General features: G+C 38.5%; 11 protein-coding genes. 7 read left to right on the forward strand and 4 right to left on the reverse strand.

Annotated elements, in window-relative coordinates; all coding sequences use genetic code 11:
- Positions 1-121: 121 nt before the first annotated feature.
- The 3 genes from GVN22_RS12230 to GVN22_RS12240 all read left to right on the forward strand — a co-directional run bounded on the left by GVN22_RS12230 (position 122) and on the right by GVN22_RS12240 (position 5807).
- On the forward strand, positions 122-1339 hold the full coding sequence (locus tag GVN22_RS12230; protein ID WP_166551310.1) for a lycopene cyclase family protein: 1218 nt from the start codon (positions 122-124) through the stop codon (positions 1337-1339).
- A 216-nt stretch (positions 1340-1555) separates the two neighbouring features.
- Positions 1556-2815, forward strand: coding sequence for a methionine adenosyltransferase (metK, locus tag GVN22_RS12235; RefSeq protein WP_166551311.1), 1260 nt, complete (start codon positions 1556-1558; stop codon positions 2813-2815).
- A gap of 274 nt (positions 2816-3089) precedes the next feature.
- On the forward strand, positions 3090-5807 hold the full coding sequence (locus GVN22_RS12240) for a Tat pathway signal sequence domain protein (protein WP_166551312.1): 2718 nt from the start codon (positions 3090-3092) through the stop codon (positions 5805-5807).
- A 364-nt stretch (positions 5808-6171) separates the two neighbouring features.
- Here the strand turns inward: GVN22_RS12240 and GVN22_RS12245 are convergent, their stop codons facing one another.
- Both GVN22_RS12245 and GVN22_RS12250 read right to left on the reverse strand, forming a co-directional pair.
- Positions 6172-6588 carry an OsmC family protein gene (locus GVN22_RS12245; protein WP_095164279.1) on the reverse strand — a complete coding sequence of 139 codons (417 nt, stop codon included), beginning with the start codon at positions 6586-6588 and terminating at the stop codon, positions 6172-6174.
- Positions 6589-6771: 183 nt separating this feature from the next.
- Positions 6772-7170, reverse strand: a complete 399-nt coding sequence (locus GVN22_RS12250) for a hypothetical protein (RefSeq protein WP_166551313.1) — start codon at positions 7168-7170, stop codon at positions 6772-6774.
- Between the two features lie 281 nt (positions 7171-7451).
- Here GVN22_RS12250 and GVN22_RS12255 point away from each other — a divergent pair, with 281 nt between their 5' ends.
- Positions 7452-8300, forward strand: a complete 849-nt coding sequence (locus tag GVN22_RS12255; RefSeq protein ID WP_166551314.1) for a bifunctional transcriptional activator/DNA repair enzyme AdaA — start codon at positions 7452-7454, stop codon at positions 8298-8300.
- Positions 8301-8422: 122 nt separating this feature from the next.
- Here the strand turns inward: GVN22_RS12255 and GVN22_RS12260 are convergent, their stop codons facing one another.
- Both GVN22_RS12260 and GVN22_RS12265 read right to left on the reverse strand, forming a co-directional pair.
- The gene (locus GVN22_RS12260; protein WP_166551315.1) at positions 8423-9334 is read right to left on the reverse strand and encodes a sugar phosphate isomerase/epimerase; all 912 of its coding nucleotides are present in this window, start codon (positions 9332-9334) and stop codon (positions 8423-8425) included.
- Positions 9335-9508: 174 nt separating this feature from the next.
- Positions 9509-11227 carry a GMC oxidoreductase gene (locus GVN22_RS12265; RefSeq protein ID WP_166551316.1) on the reverse strand — a complete coding sequence of 573 codons (1719 nt, stop codon included), beginning with the start codon at positions 11225-11227 and terminating at the stop codon, positions 9509-9511.
- Positions 11228-11458: 231 nt separating this feature from the next.
- Here GVN22_RS12265 and GVN22_RS12270 point away from each other — a divergent pair, with 231 nt between their 5' ends.
- The 3 genes from GVN22_RS12270 (at position 11459) to GVN22_RS12280 (ending at position 19910) form a co-directional block, all read left to right on the forward strand.
- Positions 11459-12358, forward strand: coding sequence for a helix-turn-helix domain-containing protein (locus tag GVN22_RS12270; protein ID WP_166551317.1), 900 nt, complete (start codon positions 11459-11461; stop codon positions 12356-12358).
- 333 nt (positions 12359-12691) lie between these two features.
- Positions 12692-18130: a hypothetical protein gene (locus tag GVN22_RS12275; protein WP_166551318.1), complete on the forward strand. Its 5439-nt coding sequence runs from the start codon at positions 12692-12694 to the stop codon at positions 18128-18130.
- 52 nt (positions 18131-18182) lie between these two features.
- Positions 18183-19910 (forward strand): hypothetical protein, encoded by a 1728-nt coding sequence (locus tag GVN22_RS12280; RefSeq protein WP_166551319.1) that lies wholly within the window; start codon positions 18183-18185, stop codon positions 19908-19910.
- The last annotated feature ends 8 nt before the right edge of the window (positions 19911-19918 follow it).

Below are 19918 nucleotides of genomic sequence, written 5' to 3' on the forward strand. Positions count from 1 at the left end.
AACAAAAATGTATTGAGTGTGTTACTCAAGTAAAGAAATACAATATTACTAAAACTACATAGTTTTCCAAAGTTTCATTAGAATATGAATCAACGTGATATTACTAACACTCATTACCTGAATGTATCAAGAACATCATAAACAGTTTGATTTTATTATAGCAGGAGGAGGCTTGGCGGGTCTGTCGTTGGCTTATTATCTATCTCAATCAAGTTTAGAGAACGCTAAGATTCTAATTATTGACCAGTCAGAGAAAAAAGAAAATGATAAAACATGGTGCTTTTGGGAGGCTCAACCCAATGCTTTTGACGAAATTGTCAGACAGAAATGGAATGGTGTTTGGTTTCATGGAAGCAGAAATTTTAGTCAATTTTTGCCCATTGACGAATACCAGTATAAGCTAATTCGAAGTGCTGATTTTTACCAATTTATTTATAAAGCTATTTCTCGAAAAAATAATATTAATATATTGATAGATAGTATATTGTCTATAGAAAAAGATATTGATAATAAACCACAAGTTAAAACTGTAAAAGGTATCTATAAGGCCTCTCAAATAGTTTTTGACAGTACATTTCGTTCGCCATACGATGATAAGCGATATAGCCAAATGCTTCAGCATTTTAAAGGTTGGGTTATCGAAACTGATGAGCCTTCTTTTGATGAAACCAAGCCTACCATGTTTGACTTTAATGTAGAACAGAACGATGAATGCCGATTCGTTTATGTATTACCTTATAGTAAAACCAAAGCCTTAGTTGAATACACGATTTTTTCAGATAATTTACTTGAGGACTCAGTCTATGACAATGAGTTAAAGGATTATATCACTCACCAGCTAAAAATAGCTCATTACCGCATTGAGGAGGTAGAAAAAGGAGTAATTCCGATGTCTGATGAGCCTTGTATTCAAATACCAGACCATGGCATTGTTCGCATAGGTACGTCTGGGGGCTATGTGAAGGCGTCGACAGGATATAGCTTTACTCGCACACAACGTATTTTAAAGAACCTTGTTCGAGATTTAGAGCGAGCAAAGGGTAATTTTGATTCTTTTGAAAAAGAAAAAAAGGCATGGCGGAAAGGTACATATATTCCCAATTGGAAAGCATTATTAGATAGTATTTTGCTAGATGTAATGCTCAAAAATCGTCATTCGTCAAAAGATATTTTTACTTGTTTGTTTAGTAAAAATCGACCAGCCCAAATTTTGAAGTTTTTGGACGAAGATACAAGTCTATTAGAAGACTTGGCTATAATGCACACTGTTCCGATAATTCCATTCTTGAAATCCGCATTTGTAGTGATATTTAGAAAAATATGGTTATTTTTAAGATAATTTATCTATAATCTAGTAGTCAACTAAGCTAAATTGTCATTTAAAAATATTAGTTGTAGTTTTGTAATACAATTCTGACCCTTGGCTGTAAGCACTGAGCTAGATACAAGAATTTTGAGCGTTTTTCCGCTTATTTTTGTCGATAATTTCGCTAGTAAGCTTTTGTGCTTGGGTCGAATATTTCCGTAGAATTTCAAAAAAAAATTAATTGTAGAAATGGCATATCTTTTCACCTCTGAGTCAGTTTCTGAAGGACACCCAGATAAAGTTGCTGACCAAATATCGGACGCCCTTATCGACCACTTCATGGCGTTTGACCCTTCATCAAAAGTAGCTTGCGAAACATTAGTAACCACTGGTCAAGTAATTTTGGCGGGTGAAGTAAATACTAACACTTACTTAGACGTACAGAGTATTGCACGTGAAGTAATCCGCAAAATTGGTTATACAAAGTCTGAATATATGTTCGAAGCAAATTCTTGTGGTATCCTTTCGGCTATTCATGAGCAATCTGCTGATATTAACCAAGGTGTTGATCGCAAGAACCCAGAAGAACAAGGCGCTGGTGACCAAGGTATGATGTTCGGTTATGCTACAAAAGAAACCGAAAACTATATGCCATTGGCATTGGATTTGGCTCACAAAATCTTGCAAGAACTTTCTTACATCCGTAACAATGAGCCAGCTTTGATTGGTTATTTGCGTCCAGATGCTAAGTCTCAAGTAACAATCGAATATTCTGATAACAACGAACCTCAAAGAATTGATACAATCGTAGTGTCTACTCAGCACGATGATTTCGACTCAGAAGAGGCTATGTTGGCAAAAATCAAAGAAGATATTATTGCTATTGTTATCCCTCGCGTAAAAGCAAAATTGACTCCTGAGCTTCAAGCTTTGTTTAGCGATGAAATTACTTACCACATCAACCCAACAGGTAAATTTGTAATCGGTGGTCCTCACGGAGATACAGGTTTGACTGGTCGTAAGATTATCGTAGATACTTACGGTGGTAAAGGTGCTCACGGTGGTGGTGCATTCTCTGGTAAAGACCCTTCGAAAGTTGACCGTTCTGCTGCTTATGCTACTCGCCACATTGCGAAAAACTTGGTAGCTGCTGGTCTTTGTGACGAAGTATTGGTTCAAGTTTCTTATGCAATCGGTGTTGCTAAACCTTGTGGTTTGTATGTAAACACTTACGGTACTGCTAAAGTTGATTTGACTGACGGTGAAATCGCTCGCAAAGTAGAAGAAATTTTCGATATGCGCCCTTACTTCATCGAACAACGTTTGAAGTTGAGAAACCCTATCTATTCTGAAACTGCTGCTTATGGTCACATGGGACGTAAAAATGAAGTTGTTACAAAAACGTTCAAGTCTCCAGATGGTAAAGTTGTAGAGAAAGAGGTAGAGTTATTTACTTGGGAAAAACTTGACTATGTAGATGCAGTAAAAGCTAAATTCGGTTTGGCATAATACTTACATTTTCGATGAGGCTGTTTAAACTTTTTTGAAAATATATTTTATTGATTAATTCTTCGCTTTACTTTTTGTCTTGATACAAAAAGTAACCGCAGCGGCGGCCGCAAAAAAATCAAGAATTTATAAACTCGCTGCGCTCAAACAGTATAAATTCATTGCTTACGCAAGCAATTTTATGAAAGTTTAAACAACTTCGATAATTAAAAATTTACATTCAAAATTCACAACTCACAATTCGTAACTAATACTTACCTCTAATAAATAAACTATGCAAAAACAATTTCAAGTTTCAAGAAGAGATTTCGTCAAAAATACCTTATTGGCAAGCACTGCTGGAACACTGGCTTCTCATCAGATTTTAGCATCTGAACGTCTAAATAAAAATCTAGTTCCAGTTACCGAAGGAGCAAATTTACATTGGTTGTCAGGACAAGCTCCAAGCACTTTGCAAGGCACTACGTGGGGTATTCCTTGGCCCAAAGGGTTGGTCAAAAAAGAAACGCCTTTGGCAGTTTTACAAAATGATACTGTTCAGAATAGCCAAACTTGGCCGCTGGCATTTTGGCCAGATGGAAGTGTAAAATGGTCGGCATTTGCTATTGGAGCACAAGAAAAACTAGCTGAAAATTGGCGTGTTAAAATTGGACAAAAACCACAAGCTGGCAAATTACAAGTCAACGAGAGCCAGGATATTATTGTCGTTGACACGGGAAAACTGCGTTGTGAGATTGCCAAGAAGGGTAATACCATCATTAAATCGCTTTTTCATGCACAACAAAAATTAGTCGCCCAAAACGGAAAACTCGTTTTGCAAGTACAAAACCAAGCTGATGGCGACTGGGCGGAGAATACACAATTACAAGGTTTTGAAAGTACAATTCAAAAGGTACAAATAGAAAATCAGGGAAGTGTTCGTGCCTTGATAAAAGTCGAGGGAATTCATCAAAATCCTCAAGGCAAACAGTTATTGCCTTTTGTATTACGTCTATATTTTTATGAAAATTCTGATTCCATTCGCGCCATTCATTCATTTGTGTATGATGCCGATGAAAATCATGATTTTATCAAAGGAATAGGCTTTAGCTTTGAGACTTTACTAAAAGATACAGCGCTTTATAATCGACATATTCGTTTTGTAGGGCAAAATGGAGGTGTTTTTGCTGAAGCTATTCAAGGTCTTTCGGGGCTTAGACGCAATCCCGGCAAGGACGTAACTCAATCACAATTTGAAGGAAAATCAGTGAATACTTTGCCTCAAAATATCCAAGATTTACTTAAATATATTCCTGCTTTTGGCGATTATACACTATTTCAAGGTTCTTGTGATGGATTCGATATTCAGAAAAGAACCAAATCGGGCTATGGCTGGATTCAGTCGGCGAGTGGTCAGCGAGCTAGTGGCTTGGCTTATCTGGGGACTCCAACGGGTGGGCTTTCGTTGGGACTTAGGCATTTTTGGCAAAGCTATCCTGCACAAATCGATATTCGTCAGGCACAGACAGACATCGCTCAAATGACACTTTGGTTTTGGGCGCCTAAAGCCTCAGCTATGGATTTGCGTTTTTATCATGATGGCATGGGGCAACTCACTTTTGAAGAACAAAGAGATGGCTTGGATATTACCTATGAAGATTATGAGCCCGAATTTGGTCGCCCTTATGGCACTGCCCGCACTAGCGAATTTTTTATTCAAACATTCACTGCAACGCCATCGCATGACACTTTAAGTAAACTCTCGGAGGAAATAGAAAATCCGCCTCGATTAATGGTCTCGCCAGAACAGTTTATTCAGGCTCGTGTTTTTGGCAATGCGATTAGTTTGCCCAATTCTAGCACCGAAAAACATAAAGCTATTGAAGAACAATTAGCATTTTACTTTAACTATTATCAGCGACAAATAGAAGAACGTCGTTGGTATGGTTTCTGGAATTATGGCGATGTGATGCACACATACGATAACGACCGTCATGTTTGGCGCTATGATGTGGGTGGTTTTGCTTGGGACAACTCCGAACTTTCGACGGACCTTTGGTTGTGGTATTATTTTTTGAGAACAGGTAACAAAGATGTATTCGCGATGGCAGAAGCCATGACTCGACATACAGGCGAAGTGGATGTTCATCATATCGGAAGATTTAGTCCTTTAGGCTCACGACATAATGTGCAACATTGGGGATGTAGTGCCAAACAGTTGAGAATCAGTACAGCAGCCAATCGCAGATTTTACTATTATCTTACTGCTGATGAGCGTATTGGTGATTTGATGCGAGAGCAAATCAATGGAGATAAAACCTTGAGAGAAGTAGTGCCGGGCAGAAAAATTGGTCAAAAACCGCCCCAAAACGACACAGATAAAAAGCTAGTTTCTATGTCGTTTGGTACAGACTGGGGAGCATTAGCTTCGGCATGGTTAACCGAGTGGGAACGTACAGGCAATGAGCAAATTAAGAATAAATTGCTCAATAGTATGCGTACCATAGCCACACAACCCAAAGGATTTTTTCATGGAGAGGGCATCATGGAGATTGCAACAGGGAAATTCGCACTACAGCCTGTCGACAAAATTTCTGTATCTCATTTGAGCGCTGTATTTGGTTTGACAGAAATATGTTTTGAGTTAGTCGACCTAGTAGATATGCCAGAATTCAAGACCGCATGGCTGAAGTATTGTGAATTATATAATGGTACAGATGAAGAACAAAAAGCTTATTTAGGGAAAAACTTCAAACTAAATCTAGCGCAAGGTCATGCCCGATTGACAGCATTTGCAGCTTATCATCTCAAAGATTCCAAACTTGCACAAAGAGCATGGGATGAATTTTATAAAGGAGAAGGTGGTTTTAAGAAAACATCAACCAAATTAACGCCAATCAATCCGCCATTAGTATTGCGACCTATCCAAGAAGGAGAAGTGTCAACCAATGCAGTAGCACAGTGGGGCTTATCGGCGATGCAATGTTTGGCTTATATTGGGAATCAGTTATAATGGACGATTAGTATGAGTCGTACCCAATTGAGTGAATGAGTGATTTTTTGTATAAATTTTACATTTTTAGACGCAATACTTTACGTCTAAAAATGTAAAATTCGTGAATAGAGTATCAAAAAAAGACTTGTATCTCAACATTTGGTATGACTGTATCAAAAAATAATAGCCTAATAAATAGGCTATTAAAATTAACAGTAATACTTAGTGGTTAGATAAGTTTGCGGGCAAAATTAAAATAATTCTACCCGCCTTAAGCTCTAGGCTTTACGCTGTAGGCTAAAAGTTAAATAGTATTTCTCATGAAATAATTAAGGCTTTTTTGCCTAATGCCTACGGCTTACAGCATAATAATATATTCAGTCTATAGCAATGTCGCTTGAAGCGTAATAGTTGCGTTGAATAATTTAGAAATTGGACAATTTTCTTTAGCATGATTTACCAATTCCTCAAATTTAGCTTGATCCAAACCTTCTGCCTTTACGCTAGTAGTAAGATTGATTGTCGTGATTGTACCATTTTCTAACACTACTTCAGAAGTAGTATCAATAATATCTGCGGTAAAACCTGCACCTTGAAGGTTGAATGCCAATTGCATTGAAAAACATCCAGCGTGTGCTGCCCCTACCAATTCTTCAGGATTGGTACCGATACCGTCTTCAAAACGAGTATTAAATGAATATTGAGTTGCGTTTAATACACCACTAGGAGAAGTAAGAGTTCCTTTACCTGCTTTGCCCGAGCCAATCCACTGAGCGTTAGCGCTTCTTTTAATTAACATGATCTTTAAGGTTTATTTGTGTTTTGTTGTATCGTTTTGATATGACAAAGTTGCATGAATTATTTTCCTGAAAGAATGTATAAAAATCACTAATGAATGGACAAAAATACCGTGACTCGTTTTTCAACAAAAAGTCCTGCCACCAAAGGTAGCAGGACTTTTAAAGAGAAGTTTATAGATTATTTATTCTACTGTCATCAAACGATATTCGGTTGTTGACGTTTGGTTTTCAAGAGAGACTGTTTTTGAAATAGTGTCTTTACCGTCAGTTACTTCGATAGTATATTGACCATCTTTTGCTTCGCTAAAGTCAAAGCGACCGTGGTAATTGCTTTTGTATTTGGCGATATGCTCACGGTTTACGATACGACCTTCTTTGTCTTTTACCAAAATCGTAACGGCTTTTCCTTCCAATTTATCCACTGTTACGTGAAGATCCAAAGTACCTGCGCCACGGTATGTACCGATAGCAAAAGATTTTTTATTGTTGTTTGTAGCGTTGTCGTCACCACCTGTTGGGTTTGCCAAAATACTACTTGCTGAGATAGCTACTAATGCGAAAATGTTGAATAAAGTTTTCATGATTTTAAGAAGTTTAAAGAGTTAATATTTTAAATATTGTTGTTATTTCGTCTTGTTTGATGATTCAAAGTTAGGCTGAGTTTTTAGGTTTCTTTCTTGAAAAACTATAATCGGGTGAATCAATAGATAAACGGTTGATATAAAAAATGGCGCAAAAGTGCCTTCTGGCGAGCGGTTGAGGGTCGTGATGAGTGGTAGTGGAAAAAGCGCAATTTTCGGGTTGGAATCGCTAGTGAGGATGTTTTATCTTTGTTGTGTTAGTTTATTTTACTTCATTCTGTATGACAACGCAAGATCCAACTACCTATAATCGTATTGCGAAGGCTATCGATTATATTCAATCCAACTACCAACTACAACCTAGTTTAGACGAAATCGCTGAACAGGTACATCTGAGTCCCTTTCACTTTCAGCGCTTGTTTACAGAATGGGCTGGTGTAAGTCCTAAAAAATTCCTCCAGTATATCAGTCTGTCACATGCTAAATCGGTTTTACAACAAAATGCGTCTTTGATGGATGCAGTCGAGGCAGCTGGACTTTCGGGAAGTGGGCGTTTGCATGATTTGTTTATCAACATAGAAGGAATGACCCCAGGAGAATATAAAAATGGTGGGCAAAACTTAGCGATTCAGTATACGGTAGAAAATAGTCCATTTGGGGAGGTTTTTGTGGCATCAACACCTCAAGGTATTTGCCAAATGACTTTTATAGATACAGAACCCCATTCTTTAGAAAGACTAAAAAAGAGTTTTCCTAATGCCAATATCACAGAAGGGAAAAATACAACTCAAGAAAATGCGCTGAAGATCTTTACAGAAGACTGGTCCAATATTTCTCAAGTAAAATTACACTTAAAAGGTACGGACTTTCAATTGAAGGTGTGGGAATCACTTTTGCATATCCCGATGGGGCAACTTTGTACGTATGGAACAATTGCCCAACAAATACACCAGCCGAGTGCAGCCAGAGCCGTGGGGACAGCCATAGGAAGCAATCCAATTGCGTACCTTATTCCATGCCATCGCGTAATACAACAGTCGGGTAAACTAGGAGGATATATGTGGGGTGAAACTCGCAAATCGGCCATAATAGGCTGGGAGGCCTCAAAGCGAGAATTGAGTCACCTCTAATTTGGAGAGTAATTAAATTCTAGCAGTAGAGACGCAATGCTTTGCGTCCAAAAATGAGTCATCTTGAGTGATAGTATCAAAAAATCCTAATACCAAAAATTCAGGATGACTCATGCTATTCGTTAATCGTTCAGTCTCTTTCTTATGGCTTTACTAAAATGAGGAATTGCTATTTCTGGCTCTTGGATTTCAGGATGCCAACGCTTTTCCCACTCAAAACTATAATATCCCTGATAATTCCCCTTTTTCAAAAGCTGTAAAACCTCCTGTACGGGAGCTGTACCTTCGCCAAACAATACATATTTTTCTTTTCCATTTTCAGTAATGGCATCTTTCAAATGTACGTGCTTGATATATGGTGCTAATTGGGGATATACTTCCGAAGGACTTTCTTTGGTAACTGACCACATATTATAAAAATCCCAAATCAAACCTACTTGTGGATGATTGGCTGTTTGGATTACGTGTAAAATATCAGCAACATATACGAGCTGTCCATGAGTTTCGAGCAATACTTTTACAGAAGTGTTTTTGGCATAATCTCCCAAAGCGACCAAGTTTTCAATCATGGCTTGAAGTGTTTGCTCTCGACTTTGCTCTTTCGGAAAATCATTTGGAAATACACGGATATAGGGACAGTTTAAGGCAGCTGCCAAATCGGTAAATCTCTTAGCTTCGTCCAGATTGCTTTTTCGTTTTTGTTCATCCACCCAATGTAAATTGGTAGATGATCCCAAGTCAACAATAGAGATACCTGCTTTTTTACAAAGATTGAGTGTATTTTGAATATTGCTTGGACTGTTGAATAACGGAGAAACCGTCAAATCCATGTCCTTTTGGATTCCTCGTAATTCTATACCTTGATAGCCATTTTGTACAGCTGATTCGAGTATTTTTTCAAAAGACCATTCTGGACAACCTAAAGTAGAAAATGCTAATTTGGGCACATACTTCTTTTGTGCTATGACTTGCTGAGCTCCTAAAATAGTTAAGAGACCAGCACTTGTATATTTAAGAAAATGACGTCTTTTCATATATCAAGAAGTGGGTAAATATGATGTTAATGTGCTTTAGGCATTAAGCAAAATATTGCTAAAGAATCACAGTTATATTTTTGCTGAATGCCCATAGCCGAAAGCTGAATACTAAACTCTATTTTATCCACAAGCTCCGAGCTTACGGCATATTGCTTAGAGCCTATTGCCAACTCACAATTTCAAGGCTTTTAACTGTTTTACGGCATAATCTACTGCTCGTGCCGTAAGTGCCATATAAGTCAAAGATGGGTTTTGTGTGGCTGTAGAAGTCATACAAGCACCATCGGTAACAAATACATTTTTACAATGGTGCATTTGATTCCAAGCATTGAGCATGGAGGTTTTGGCATCTTTTCCCATACGAATGCCGCCCATTTCGTGATTTTCGTTGCCTGGTAAGCGTTGTGTATCAATGAGTTTGATATTGGTAAAACCTGCTTTGCGGTACATTTCGCCTAATTGCTCATGAAAATCCTTTAACATTTTATCGTCGTTATCATCGAAAGGAACAGATGCTCTTAATTGAGGAATTCCATATTTATCCTTTAAGGTCGCGTCCAGTCTGACGGTACTTTCATGTTTAGGAATGGTTTCGCCCATCATGTGCGAACCAATCGACCAAGGTCCTAATTGCTGTTGATTGAGATGCGATTTAAGCGATTCGCCTAGTTCGTTAGGAAAATCCTGCATGGGCGAGCGTGACGCAGTAAAACCAGCCGCATAGCCACGAAGGAAGTCTGTTTCTTGTTTATAAACATTCCGAAACCGAGGAATATAGCTTATGTTTGGACGACGCCCATCGGTGGTCGAATCCAGCATACCCTCGTACTCGGCAGAAATACGCCCGCGACTTGTGTGAAAAGCTATATATCGTCCTAAGATATCGTTGTCATTACCCAAGCCATTGGGAAAACGGTGTGAAGTAGAATTCAACAAAATCATATTACTGTTGAGGGTAGAAGCATTCACAAAAATAATTTTGGCATAAAACTCTATCATTTCTTTGGTATTGTTGGCATCTACCACTCTTACACCTGTAGCCTTGCCTTTTTGCTCATCATATATAATAGAATGCACGACTGAGTGCGGTCGAAGCGTCATTTTTCCTGTTTTCTCTGCCCAAGGCAAAGTTGAAGAGTTACTACTAAAATAGCCTCCATAAGGACAGCCTCGTTCGCATATCACACGATTTTGACATTTGGCTCTACCTTGTTGAAGATGGATAGGTTTTGGCTCAGTAATATGTGCAGCTCGCCCAATAATCACATGGCGATTGGTGTAATTTTGTGATACAACCTGTTTGAAATGCTTCTCGACACAAGACATTTCATGTGGGGGTAAAAATTCTCCATCAGGTAAATAGTCGAGACCATCTTTATTTCCTGTAATACCTGCAAACTTTTCTACATAACTATACCATGGTGCTAAGTCTTTGTAACGAATTGGCCAATCTACGGCAAAGCCATCACGAGCGGGTCCTTCAAAGTCAAAATCACTCCAACGTTGGGTTTGTCGTGCCCAAAGCAATGAACGACCGCCAACTTGGTAGCCTCGTATCCAAGAGTAAGGCTTATCTTGAATATAGGGTTGCTCGTCGTCACGTACCAAAAAATGAAGGGTACTTTCACTAAAGATATAGTGGTTGCTGGCAATCTGATAATCTTTTTTGATTTCTTGAGGCACTGTACCAAGGTGTTCAAACTCCCAAGGATTTTTGAGCGTAGTCGGATAATCAACTACGTGTTTGACGTCACGACCACGCTCAAGCACGAGCGTTTTTAGACCTTTTTGGGTAAGTTCTTTGGCTGCCCAACCACCACTTATCCCCGAACCAATAACGATGGCATCGAAAGTGCGTTCTTTTATAGAATCAATATTAAAGTTGCTCATAAATCCAAAGTGATACGTTTTTGAGTATAAATTATTGGTCAATGATTTTCTTGATAACAAAAGCCAAAACTTCCTGATTTTTACCGCTCTGTATGTCCTTTGCTGTAGGGTCTAGCAAATGAGAATTGTTTTTGGGCTTTAGTAATTTGGAGACTATGAACTGCATTTCGTAATTTGGCGTTAGAATTTTATCTCAAACCATCCTCAACACTCGATTCGAAATTTTACTATATGAATGCTGAATTTTTGATTACCCGTCCTGATAGTACCGAAAGATTGTTTAGTATTGGAGAGAGTAATCAAGCTCTTTTTTCGACACTTACAAGATTACCCTATTTTACGGTAGTTTGTCTTCAGGAAGGTTCTGTGGAGTTGAAAGCAGACTTATCTATCTATCATGTATCAGCACCTGCGGTACTGTTTTTTAGTCCTTTTCAGCCTTTTTTGATTAAGAGAAATGCGGAAAATATGCCTTTGAAAGTGTTACATTTTCATCCTGATTTTTTTTGTATACTAAAACACCAAAAGGAGGTTTCTTGTAATGGTGTTTTATTCAATAATCTTTTTGCTCCACCGTTTGTAGAAATTTCTCCAGAACAGAGTATAGTATTAGAAGGCGTATTTAAGCAAATGCAAGACGAATCAAGTCATGAAGAGTTGGCACAAAATGATTTGCTTTTATCTTATTTGAAGATATTCTTGATTCATACTACTCGTTACAAAGCCCAAAATCAAGCTCAGATAGAAGATCAAATCGCTCAGAAAAGTAATCCAGACCACTCGATTTTACAAAAATACAAAACCATGATAGAGGAGTTTTTTGTCAAAGAACATTCTCCAAGTATCTATGCCGACAAGTTGAATGTGAGCTTAAAAACATTGGGAAAATTGACTAAAAAATATTTTGACCGAACACCCTCAGATTTGATTCAAGAAAGATTGATGATGGAAGCCAAACGAGAATTGTATTTGACGGATAAATCGGTGAAAGAAATCGCCTATTTGTTGGGGTTTGAGGATGAATTTTATTTTTCAAGATTATTTAAAAAAAATACAGATACTTCGCCTATCAATTATAGGAAAGCTGTAGGGGAGGACCAAGCTAAGGTTAAACATATAGCGTATAATTAGTCTATAGCCAGAAACTAATAAACCATTAACACATTTCCAGAAGTCATATACTTGGTATAGTTAGCCCAAAGTATATGACTTTTTGATTTCATACAGTTCGCTAATCTCTTTTAATTTTTCATCAAAATAAGATTTGATTAAAGCCTTTCTTGAATTGTCTCATGCAATAAATACTCCCGTTTATTCACTAAATGCTCCCACTCATGCAGAATGCTCCCTCTTATATATAATAAGTATATTTTATTTACACCTGTAACCAAAATATGAGGACGCTCTACTTCTGTTCGTGCTAATGTGGTTAACCTAAGTAGATAAATTCCTTACCAAATAAATATGATTAAACTTCGACAGTTTCAATTCATTGGTGTATTTCTTCTGACCTTGTTATGGAGCTTACAAATAAGTCTTCCATCGCTTTCTCAAGCCCCAAGCTGTACACCTGCCTCAATTACAACAGAACCTGTTTTGGCGAATGTTTGCCAGGGTGACGGAGTAACCTTTGAAGTAGTTGCCACGGGAACTATCACAGGTTATCAATGGTATCGTAATGGTGCTATTATCACAGGTGCTACATCGGCTACTTATACTATTACAGCTCAATCATCAAATAATGGTGATAAGTTTAAGGTGGTTGTTTTAAGTAGCTGTGGAAATGATACCAGTGAAGAGGTAACCTTATCTGTTACTAATTTACCAAGTATTTCTGTTAACCCAGTTGGTGCAACCAAATGTGTTGGCGAAACCTATACCTTTAATGTTACTGCTAGTAATGCTGGAGGTTATCAGTGGTTATTGAACGATGGAGATATTTCAGGGGCAACCAATGCTAGTTATACTATTGCAAGTATTTGTAATATATGTGATGCTGGTACTTACAAAGTAGACGTATTTGGTACAGGAGCTTGTGCAAGCCAACATGTGACCAGCTCCTCAGCAGATTTAACTGTAAAAATTCCCGTTGACATTACGGGTAATCCCAATAGTCAAACAGTCTGTGAAGGTACATCAGTAACCTTTAGTGTAACAGCTTCAGGAGATATTACGGGTTATCAATGGTACAAAAACGGAGGAATCTTAACAGGTGCAACAGCATCGACCTATGGCATCACTGCTCAAACCTCAATGAATGGCGATAAATATACTGTAGTAGTAAAAGGTATTTGTGGAGATGAAACGAGTACCGAAGCTACGTTGAATGTTAGTGCCAAACCAAGCATTTCAGTAAATCCCGTTGGCGCAACCAAATGCGTTGGCGATACTTATACCTTTAGTGTTGTTGCTAGTAATGCTGGAGGATACCAGTGGATGTTGAACAATGGAGATATTTCAGGGGCAACCAACGCCAGTTACTCGATTGCTAGTGTATGTAATATATGTGACGCTGGTACTTATAAAGTAGACGTATTTGGTACAGGAGCTTGTGCAAGCCAACATGTGACCAGTTCAACAGCAGATTTAATGGTGAAAATTCCCGTTGATATTACGGGTAATCCCAATAGTCAAACAGTCTGTGAAGGTACATCAGTAACTTTTAGTGTAACAGCTTCGGGAGATATTACGGGTTATCAATGGTACAAAAATGGAGGAATCTTGACGGGTGCAACAGCATCGACCTATGGCATCACTGCTCAAAACTCGATGAATGGTGATAAATATACCGTAGTAGTAAAAGGTATTTGTGGAGACGTAACTAGTACCGAAGCCACTTTGAATGTTAATCCACTACCTAGTATCTCTACTCAGCCTGTAGCGCTAACTAAATGTGTTGGACAGTCTGCCTCGTTTAGTGTTGTTGCTAACAACGCTGGGTCATATCAATGGATGCGAAATAATAGTGATATAACTACTGCAACAGGCTCTTCTTATAGTATTACAAGTGTTTGTAAAACTTGTGATGAAGGCAACTACAAAGTAAGAATCAACGGAACAGGCGCTTGTGCTAGTAATAGCATTACAAGTAATGAGGTAAGTTTAGCCATAAACACTCCTGTCTCAATCGGTACAAATCCCGCTACTCAAACCGTTTGCGAAGGTACTGCTGTAACTTTTAGTGTAACAGCTTCGGGAGATATTACGGGTTATCAATGGTACAAAAATGGAGGAATCTTAACAGGTGCAACAGCATCGACCTATGGCATCACTGCTCAAACCTCGATGAATGGCGATAAATATACTGTAGTAGTAAAAGGTATTTGTGGAGACGTAACTAGTACCGAAGCCACCTTGAATGTTAATACACTTCCTAGTATTTCAACTCAACCTGTTGGTGCTACCAAGTGCGTGGGCGAGGCATATACTTTTAGCGTCTCAGCAAATAATGCAAGTGCTTACCAATGGATTTTGAATGATGCAGATATCAGCGGTGCAACCAACGCGACGTACGCCCTTACCAATATTTGCAAATCATGTAATGAAGGAGCCTATAAAGTTCGTATCATAGGAACAGGAGCTTGTCTATCAAACACAATTGTGAGTAATGTTGCCAACTTGGTTGTAAATACCCCTGTATCCATTTCATCACAACCTACCGAACAAAATGTATGTAGCGGTAGTACAGCTACTTTTAGAGTAAAAGCCCAAGGAGATATTACAGGTTTCCAATGGTACAAAAATGGAATCGCTATTACTGGCGCAACAGACAGCACGTATAGTGTTGTGGGAAGTACCAACGGCGATAAATTCAAGGTCGAAGTAAAAGGCCTTTGTGGTAATGTCATTAGTAATGAAGTTCTCATAAATGTAACCCCTACACCTATTATTTCTCAACAACCATTAGCAGCAACCAAATGCGTAGGCGAGTCAGTAACTTTTAATGCCACTGCCAACAACGCTGGTTCGTACCAATGGCAATACAAAGGAGTGAATATTCCTGGTGCAACAAATGCTAGCTATACCAGAAACATCGTTTGCCCTGACTGCGACGGAGGGGCATATCGAGTGATTGTATTTGGTCAAGGTGTTTGTAGTTCAACTGCTGTTAATAGTGATGAAGCAATTTTAACAGTAAATACTCCGATTTCCATAACACAGCAACCACAAGCCACAAGCGTTTGTGTCAATTCAAATGCAACTTTTTCAGTAAATGCATCAGGTACAATTCAAGGATACCAATGGTATAGAAATGGCGTGAAAATCGACGGTGCTACAGCAAGTACTTATACTTTCTCTACTCTTTCATTCAATAATGGTGAAAAATATAAAGTCGAAATCACTGGTCCGTGTGGTGCTTTGATGAGTAATGAAGTTAATCTACAAGTAAATACTATCATTGCTCCAACCATTTCCACAAATAAACCTAGTGGTCTATGTGTTGGCGAACAATTTACCTTATCTACTACAGGCTGTGAAGGAGGAATTGTGCATTGGTTTGCTAATAATTCTGAAGTAGCCCAAGGTCAAACCCATACTTCGTCGAGTACGGCAACATTTAATGCACAATGCGAAAGTTTAGGTTGTAGGTCAGAATTGAGCAATAGCATTACTCACACGCAATATGGTGAAATTACGGTAGCTACCCTCACAGGAAGAGTCACTTGCTTTGGGGATAAAGATGGCGCTGTTGAAGTAAATCCGTCAGGAGGAGCAGGGGCACCTTTTTCTGTAGTTTGGACTAATTTTAATAATAACACCTTTAATAGAATTGTTGATTTACCCGCTGGACTGTATAATTATACTATTACAGACCGTATTGGTTGTAAAGTACAAGGAGCAGTTCCTGTAGATAGACCTAGCGAACCAACAGGCTCAGCAAGTGCTACTGATGTAGTGTGTTTTGGACAAAAAAATGGAAAAATCAATGTATCTGGTACTAGTGATTACGGTGGTTTTCAATATATTCTCAATCAAGCAGCACCTGTATTATTTGGTAATGGAAATACCAAAACCATCGAAAACTTAGACAAAGGTGCTTACACAGTAAAAGTAATTGATGCAAAAGGCTGTACAGTGTTGGCAAATACCACTTTGCAAATTCAAGAACCAACTCAGCTAAAAGTTACCTTACAAAAAACCGTTAGACCAAAATCATTTAGCTCAAATGATGGAGCAATCGCTGTCAAAATTTCAGGTGGAACTCAACCTTATGGCGTTGAATGGTCTCTTTTGCCAAGTACTATTTTGACTTCTAATATCCAAACTACTATCACTGACGATGGCGTAAACTCTCAACTAAGCGCTCTTGGTACAGGAGATTATCAAGTAAAAGCTACCGATAAAAACCTTTGTAATGCTATTCTGACACAAAAGATTGTAGCGCCTGATAAAATATCTATTACTTCAAAAATCGACTCTATTACGTGTTTTGGAAAAGCTGATGCTAAAATTACCCTCACGGTTGCTGGTGGTGTTCAATTACCAACTACACCTTTTTATCAGGTAAACTGGCAACGTGTGGTAAATGGACAAGCACAAACGATTTCAAGTAATACCTTAGACTTATCTAAACTAGATAAAGGAACTTATCAAGTAACAGTATTAGACAGCAACGGAATTTCTGAAAAACAAACCTTCATATTGAGCGAACCAACCCAGTTGGTAGCTTCGGTACGTCAAACAATCGCCAACTATTGCGCATCGACACCACTTGGGGAAGTACAGATTTTAGCCTCTGGTGGTCGCAATCCATACAGCTATGCTTGGGACAAAACAAGCCAAACAACAGCCAGTATCAATAAACTTGCTTCGGGTATATACTTAGCAACTGTAACAGATGTATCGGGCTGTGTAACGACGGTTCAAGCAACGGTTCAAGATAGTATCAGTCGTTACAAAATGACGACTTCTTACCAACCATCTACCTGCTATGGTCGTTGCGATGCACTACTCAAATCAACAGTAGAGGGTGGTGTTGCGCCATATCAATACGAATGGTCAGGCATCAACTCGACGATTGCCAACCCTATCAATGTTTGTGCAGGCGGGACTACTCAACTGGTTATTACAGATGCTAAAGGATGTCAAATCAAAGGAAATAATATCACCATGACTAGCCCCGACCCTCGTGTTATTGGCTTAGCTGCTCAGGTTGAGGTTTGTCCTTCAAAATCATTTGATCTTAGTGCATCCTCTGTCCCTTGGGGTAAAACTTACCTTTGGACATATCCAGATGGAAAAACTCAAACAACAGCATCTATAAAAGCAGATAGCCTTGGTACATACACCATACAAGTTTTGGATGAAAACAGTTGTGGTGGAGTTCAACAAATCAAAGTTATTCCAATCAAGAATATCAATATCCTTTTTGCGATGCCTAGCTCTGCACCAGTTGACAAAGCTGTGGTAGCGATTGATTTGACCAACCCAACACCAACAACCATTGCTTGGGAATATCCAACCAGTGCAAAAATGGTTTCTCAAGATGCCTACAGTATCAAACTGACATTCCCGCAGGTGGGCAAATTCAAGATAAAGGAATTAGCTACAATTAATAACTGTGTGTACACGCTGACCAAAGAAATTCAAATTATTGAAAAAGCTAACGATGGAAGTTTTCCTGCTCCAACAGCAACTCAGCCAGCGATGGACTTTACCATTATGGGAAATCCTACTTCTGGCAACAAAGTTACCTTGAGCTTAGAAAATGTTGAAAAGAAAGCCTTTGATATAAGTGTACAGTCGGCAACGAAGGGAGTTTTGTATCAGAAATCTTACAGTGAAAACGATTTGAAATCTCTGGTGGTTGAAATTCCAGAAAACGAAACAGAGCAGGTGTACTTCATCACTCTGACAAGTGGCGACCAGAAAATTACCAAAAAGGTATTGATTTATCGCTAGGGTATCCCCAACACAGATTTTATATATCTCTTCATGTTAAGATTTTAAAGATATGTCACACTTTTACTTTATAACATATTTACAAAGAGTAGGCTCCTTAGTCGTATTCTTTTGTGCCATACTAAGTCTTCCGCTAAGGGCACAAGATGTTAATTTCGAAAATATTATGAAAGCCAAGCCACTCGTAGTTTCGGGTGGACTTACCGCTAATGGAATATTTAGCGCAGGCTTGCCAAACAATGATTCTCCGTTTAATTATTTCCTTTCGGGAACGTTAAATTTCAATATCTTGGGTACGATCAATGTACCCGTAATATTGAATTATTCCAACCGAAATATTAGTCTTTCTCAAGGCTATTCTTTCAATCAATTGAGCTTTAATCCTACTTACAAGTGGATAACGGCTCATATTGGTACCAACTACATGACTTTCTCGCCTTATACACTCAATGGGCATCAGTTTGTAGGTGGTGGCTTGGAGCTTACACCCACCAACTGGAAAATTCAACTGATGGGAGGGCGACTGCTCAAAGGGCAATTTACGGACACCACTACCACTGGTCCAACTTTCGAACGGATGGGGTATGGCTATAAAGTGGAATATAATCCTGGGAAATTTACTATCGGTACTACCATGTTCAAGGCTTATGATGTGGCGAACTCAATTCCAGAGGATAAGCGCTATTATCAAAACAGCGTAATCAATCCTAAAGACAATTTGGTGATGGGCTTAAACTTTAGTACAACACTTTTCCATAAACTTCAAATTGTGATGGATTATGCCAATAGTGTTGTTACCAAAGATCAAGGCGGCGAATATGCCTCTTCTTCTATCAAATCGCTGGCAGGAATTTTTCATAAAAACAATGCAACTACGGAGTCGTATCACGCTTTTAAATCAAATATCAACTACAATATTGCTCAAACTAACACTATTTTGGGCGTAGGCTATGAACGAATAGACCCGAACTATACCACCCTAGGAGGATATTATTTTGTAAATGACCTAGAAAACTATACGTTGATGGTTACTCAAAATTTACTCAATAATAAACTCAATATAAGTGGTAATATAGGTCTCCAGCGAGATGATTTGCAAAATACAAAAGCTAGTAAACAAAGTAGGTTTATTGGCGCAATGAATGCAAATCTCCGTTTGGACAATGGCTTATCAATGGGACTTAATTTTTCTAACTTCCAATCTTATCGTTTTGTCAATACCATCTACAATAACATTACCAGAGTACCAGGACAGCCGCTCGACTCGCTTCGATTCTCATTGATTTCGCAAACGATTGGTTACAACCTTATCAAGCAGCTCAAGAAAACCGAAACCAAGGAAACGACTTTGACTTTCAATGCCAGTTATCTCAACTCAAGAAACAAACGAGACAACACTGTAGACTCCACTAGTCAGAGCCATGTAGTTACCAGTACAGCCAGTTACAATATCAACTTTACCAAACAAAAAGCGGCTATCAACTTGGGAGTCAACTATTTCGGGAATGAGTTTTATAACAGCTCGCTCAGAGGTTTTGGCCCAACGGTAGCTTTACGGAAGACTTTTATCGAAAAAATCAATACCAATTTGAGTTTCTCGGCACTGACCACCCAAAGCAAGACCAATGATGTTAGTACCTCATTTACGGTCATGAATATCATGCTCATGGCCAATTGGTCGCCAGCCAAAGGACATAATCTCAATTTGAGTTCGAGTGTAGTCAAAAACCAATCCTCTACATTCCTCAACGGTAACATCGGGTATTCTTATTCTTTTTAACTAATTAA

Origin of the sequence: Cellulophaga sp. BC115SP, from assembly GCF_009905545.1 — a bacterium.
GTDB lineage: Bacteria > Bacteroidota > Bacteroidia > Cytophagales > Spirosomataceae > Flectobacillus > Flectobacillus rivi.

Bases quoted from the DNA above. Each gene is read 5' to 3' on its own strand.
- GVN22_RS12260 (WP_166551315.1), bottom strand. From the start codon at position 9,334: ATGAAAAGACGTCATTTTCTTAAATATACAAGTGCTGGTCTCTTAACT.
- GVN22_RS12230 (WP_166551310.1), top strand. From the start codon at position 122: ATGTATCAAGAACATCATAAACAGTTTGATTTTATTATAGCAGGAGGA.
- GVN22_RS12240 (WP_166551312.1), top strand. From the start codon at position 3,090: ATGCAAAAACAATTTCAAGTTTCAAGAAGAGATTTCGTCAAAAATACC.
- GVN22_RS12245 (WP_095164279.1), bottom strand. From the start codon at position 6,588: ATGTTAATTAAAAGAAGCGCTAACGCTCAGTGGATTGGCTCGGGCAAA.
- GVN22_RS12265 (WP_166551316.1), bottom strand. From the start codon at position 11,227: ATGAGCAACTTTAATATTGATTCTATAAAAGAACGCACTTTCGATGCC.
- metK (WP_166551311.1), top strand. From the start codon at position 1,556: ATGGCATATCTTTTCACCTCTGAGTCAGTTTCTGAAGGACACCCAGAT.
- GVN22_RS12270 (WP_166551317.1), top strand. From the start codon at position 11,459: ATGAATGCTGAATTTTTGATTACCCGTCCTGATAGTACCGAAAGATTG.
- GVN22_RS12275 (WP_166551318.1), top strand. From the start codon at position 12,692: ATGATTAAACTTCGACAGTTTCAATTCATTGGTGTATTTCTTCTGACC.
- GVN22_RS12280 (WP_166551319.1), top strand. From the start codon at position 18,183: ATGTCACACTTTTACTTTATAACATATTTACAAAGAGTAGGCTCCTTA.
- GVN22_RS12255 (WP_166551314.1), top strand. From the start codon at position 7,452: ATGACAACGCAAGATCCAACTACCTATAATCGTATTGCGAAGGCTATC.
- GVN22_RS12250 (WP_166551313.1), bottom strand. From the start codon at position 7,170: ATGAAAACTTTATTCAACATTTTCGCATTAGTAGCTATCTCAGCAAGT.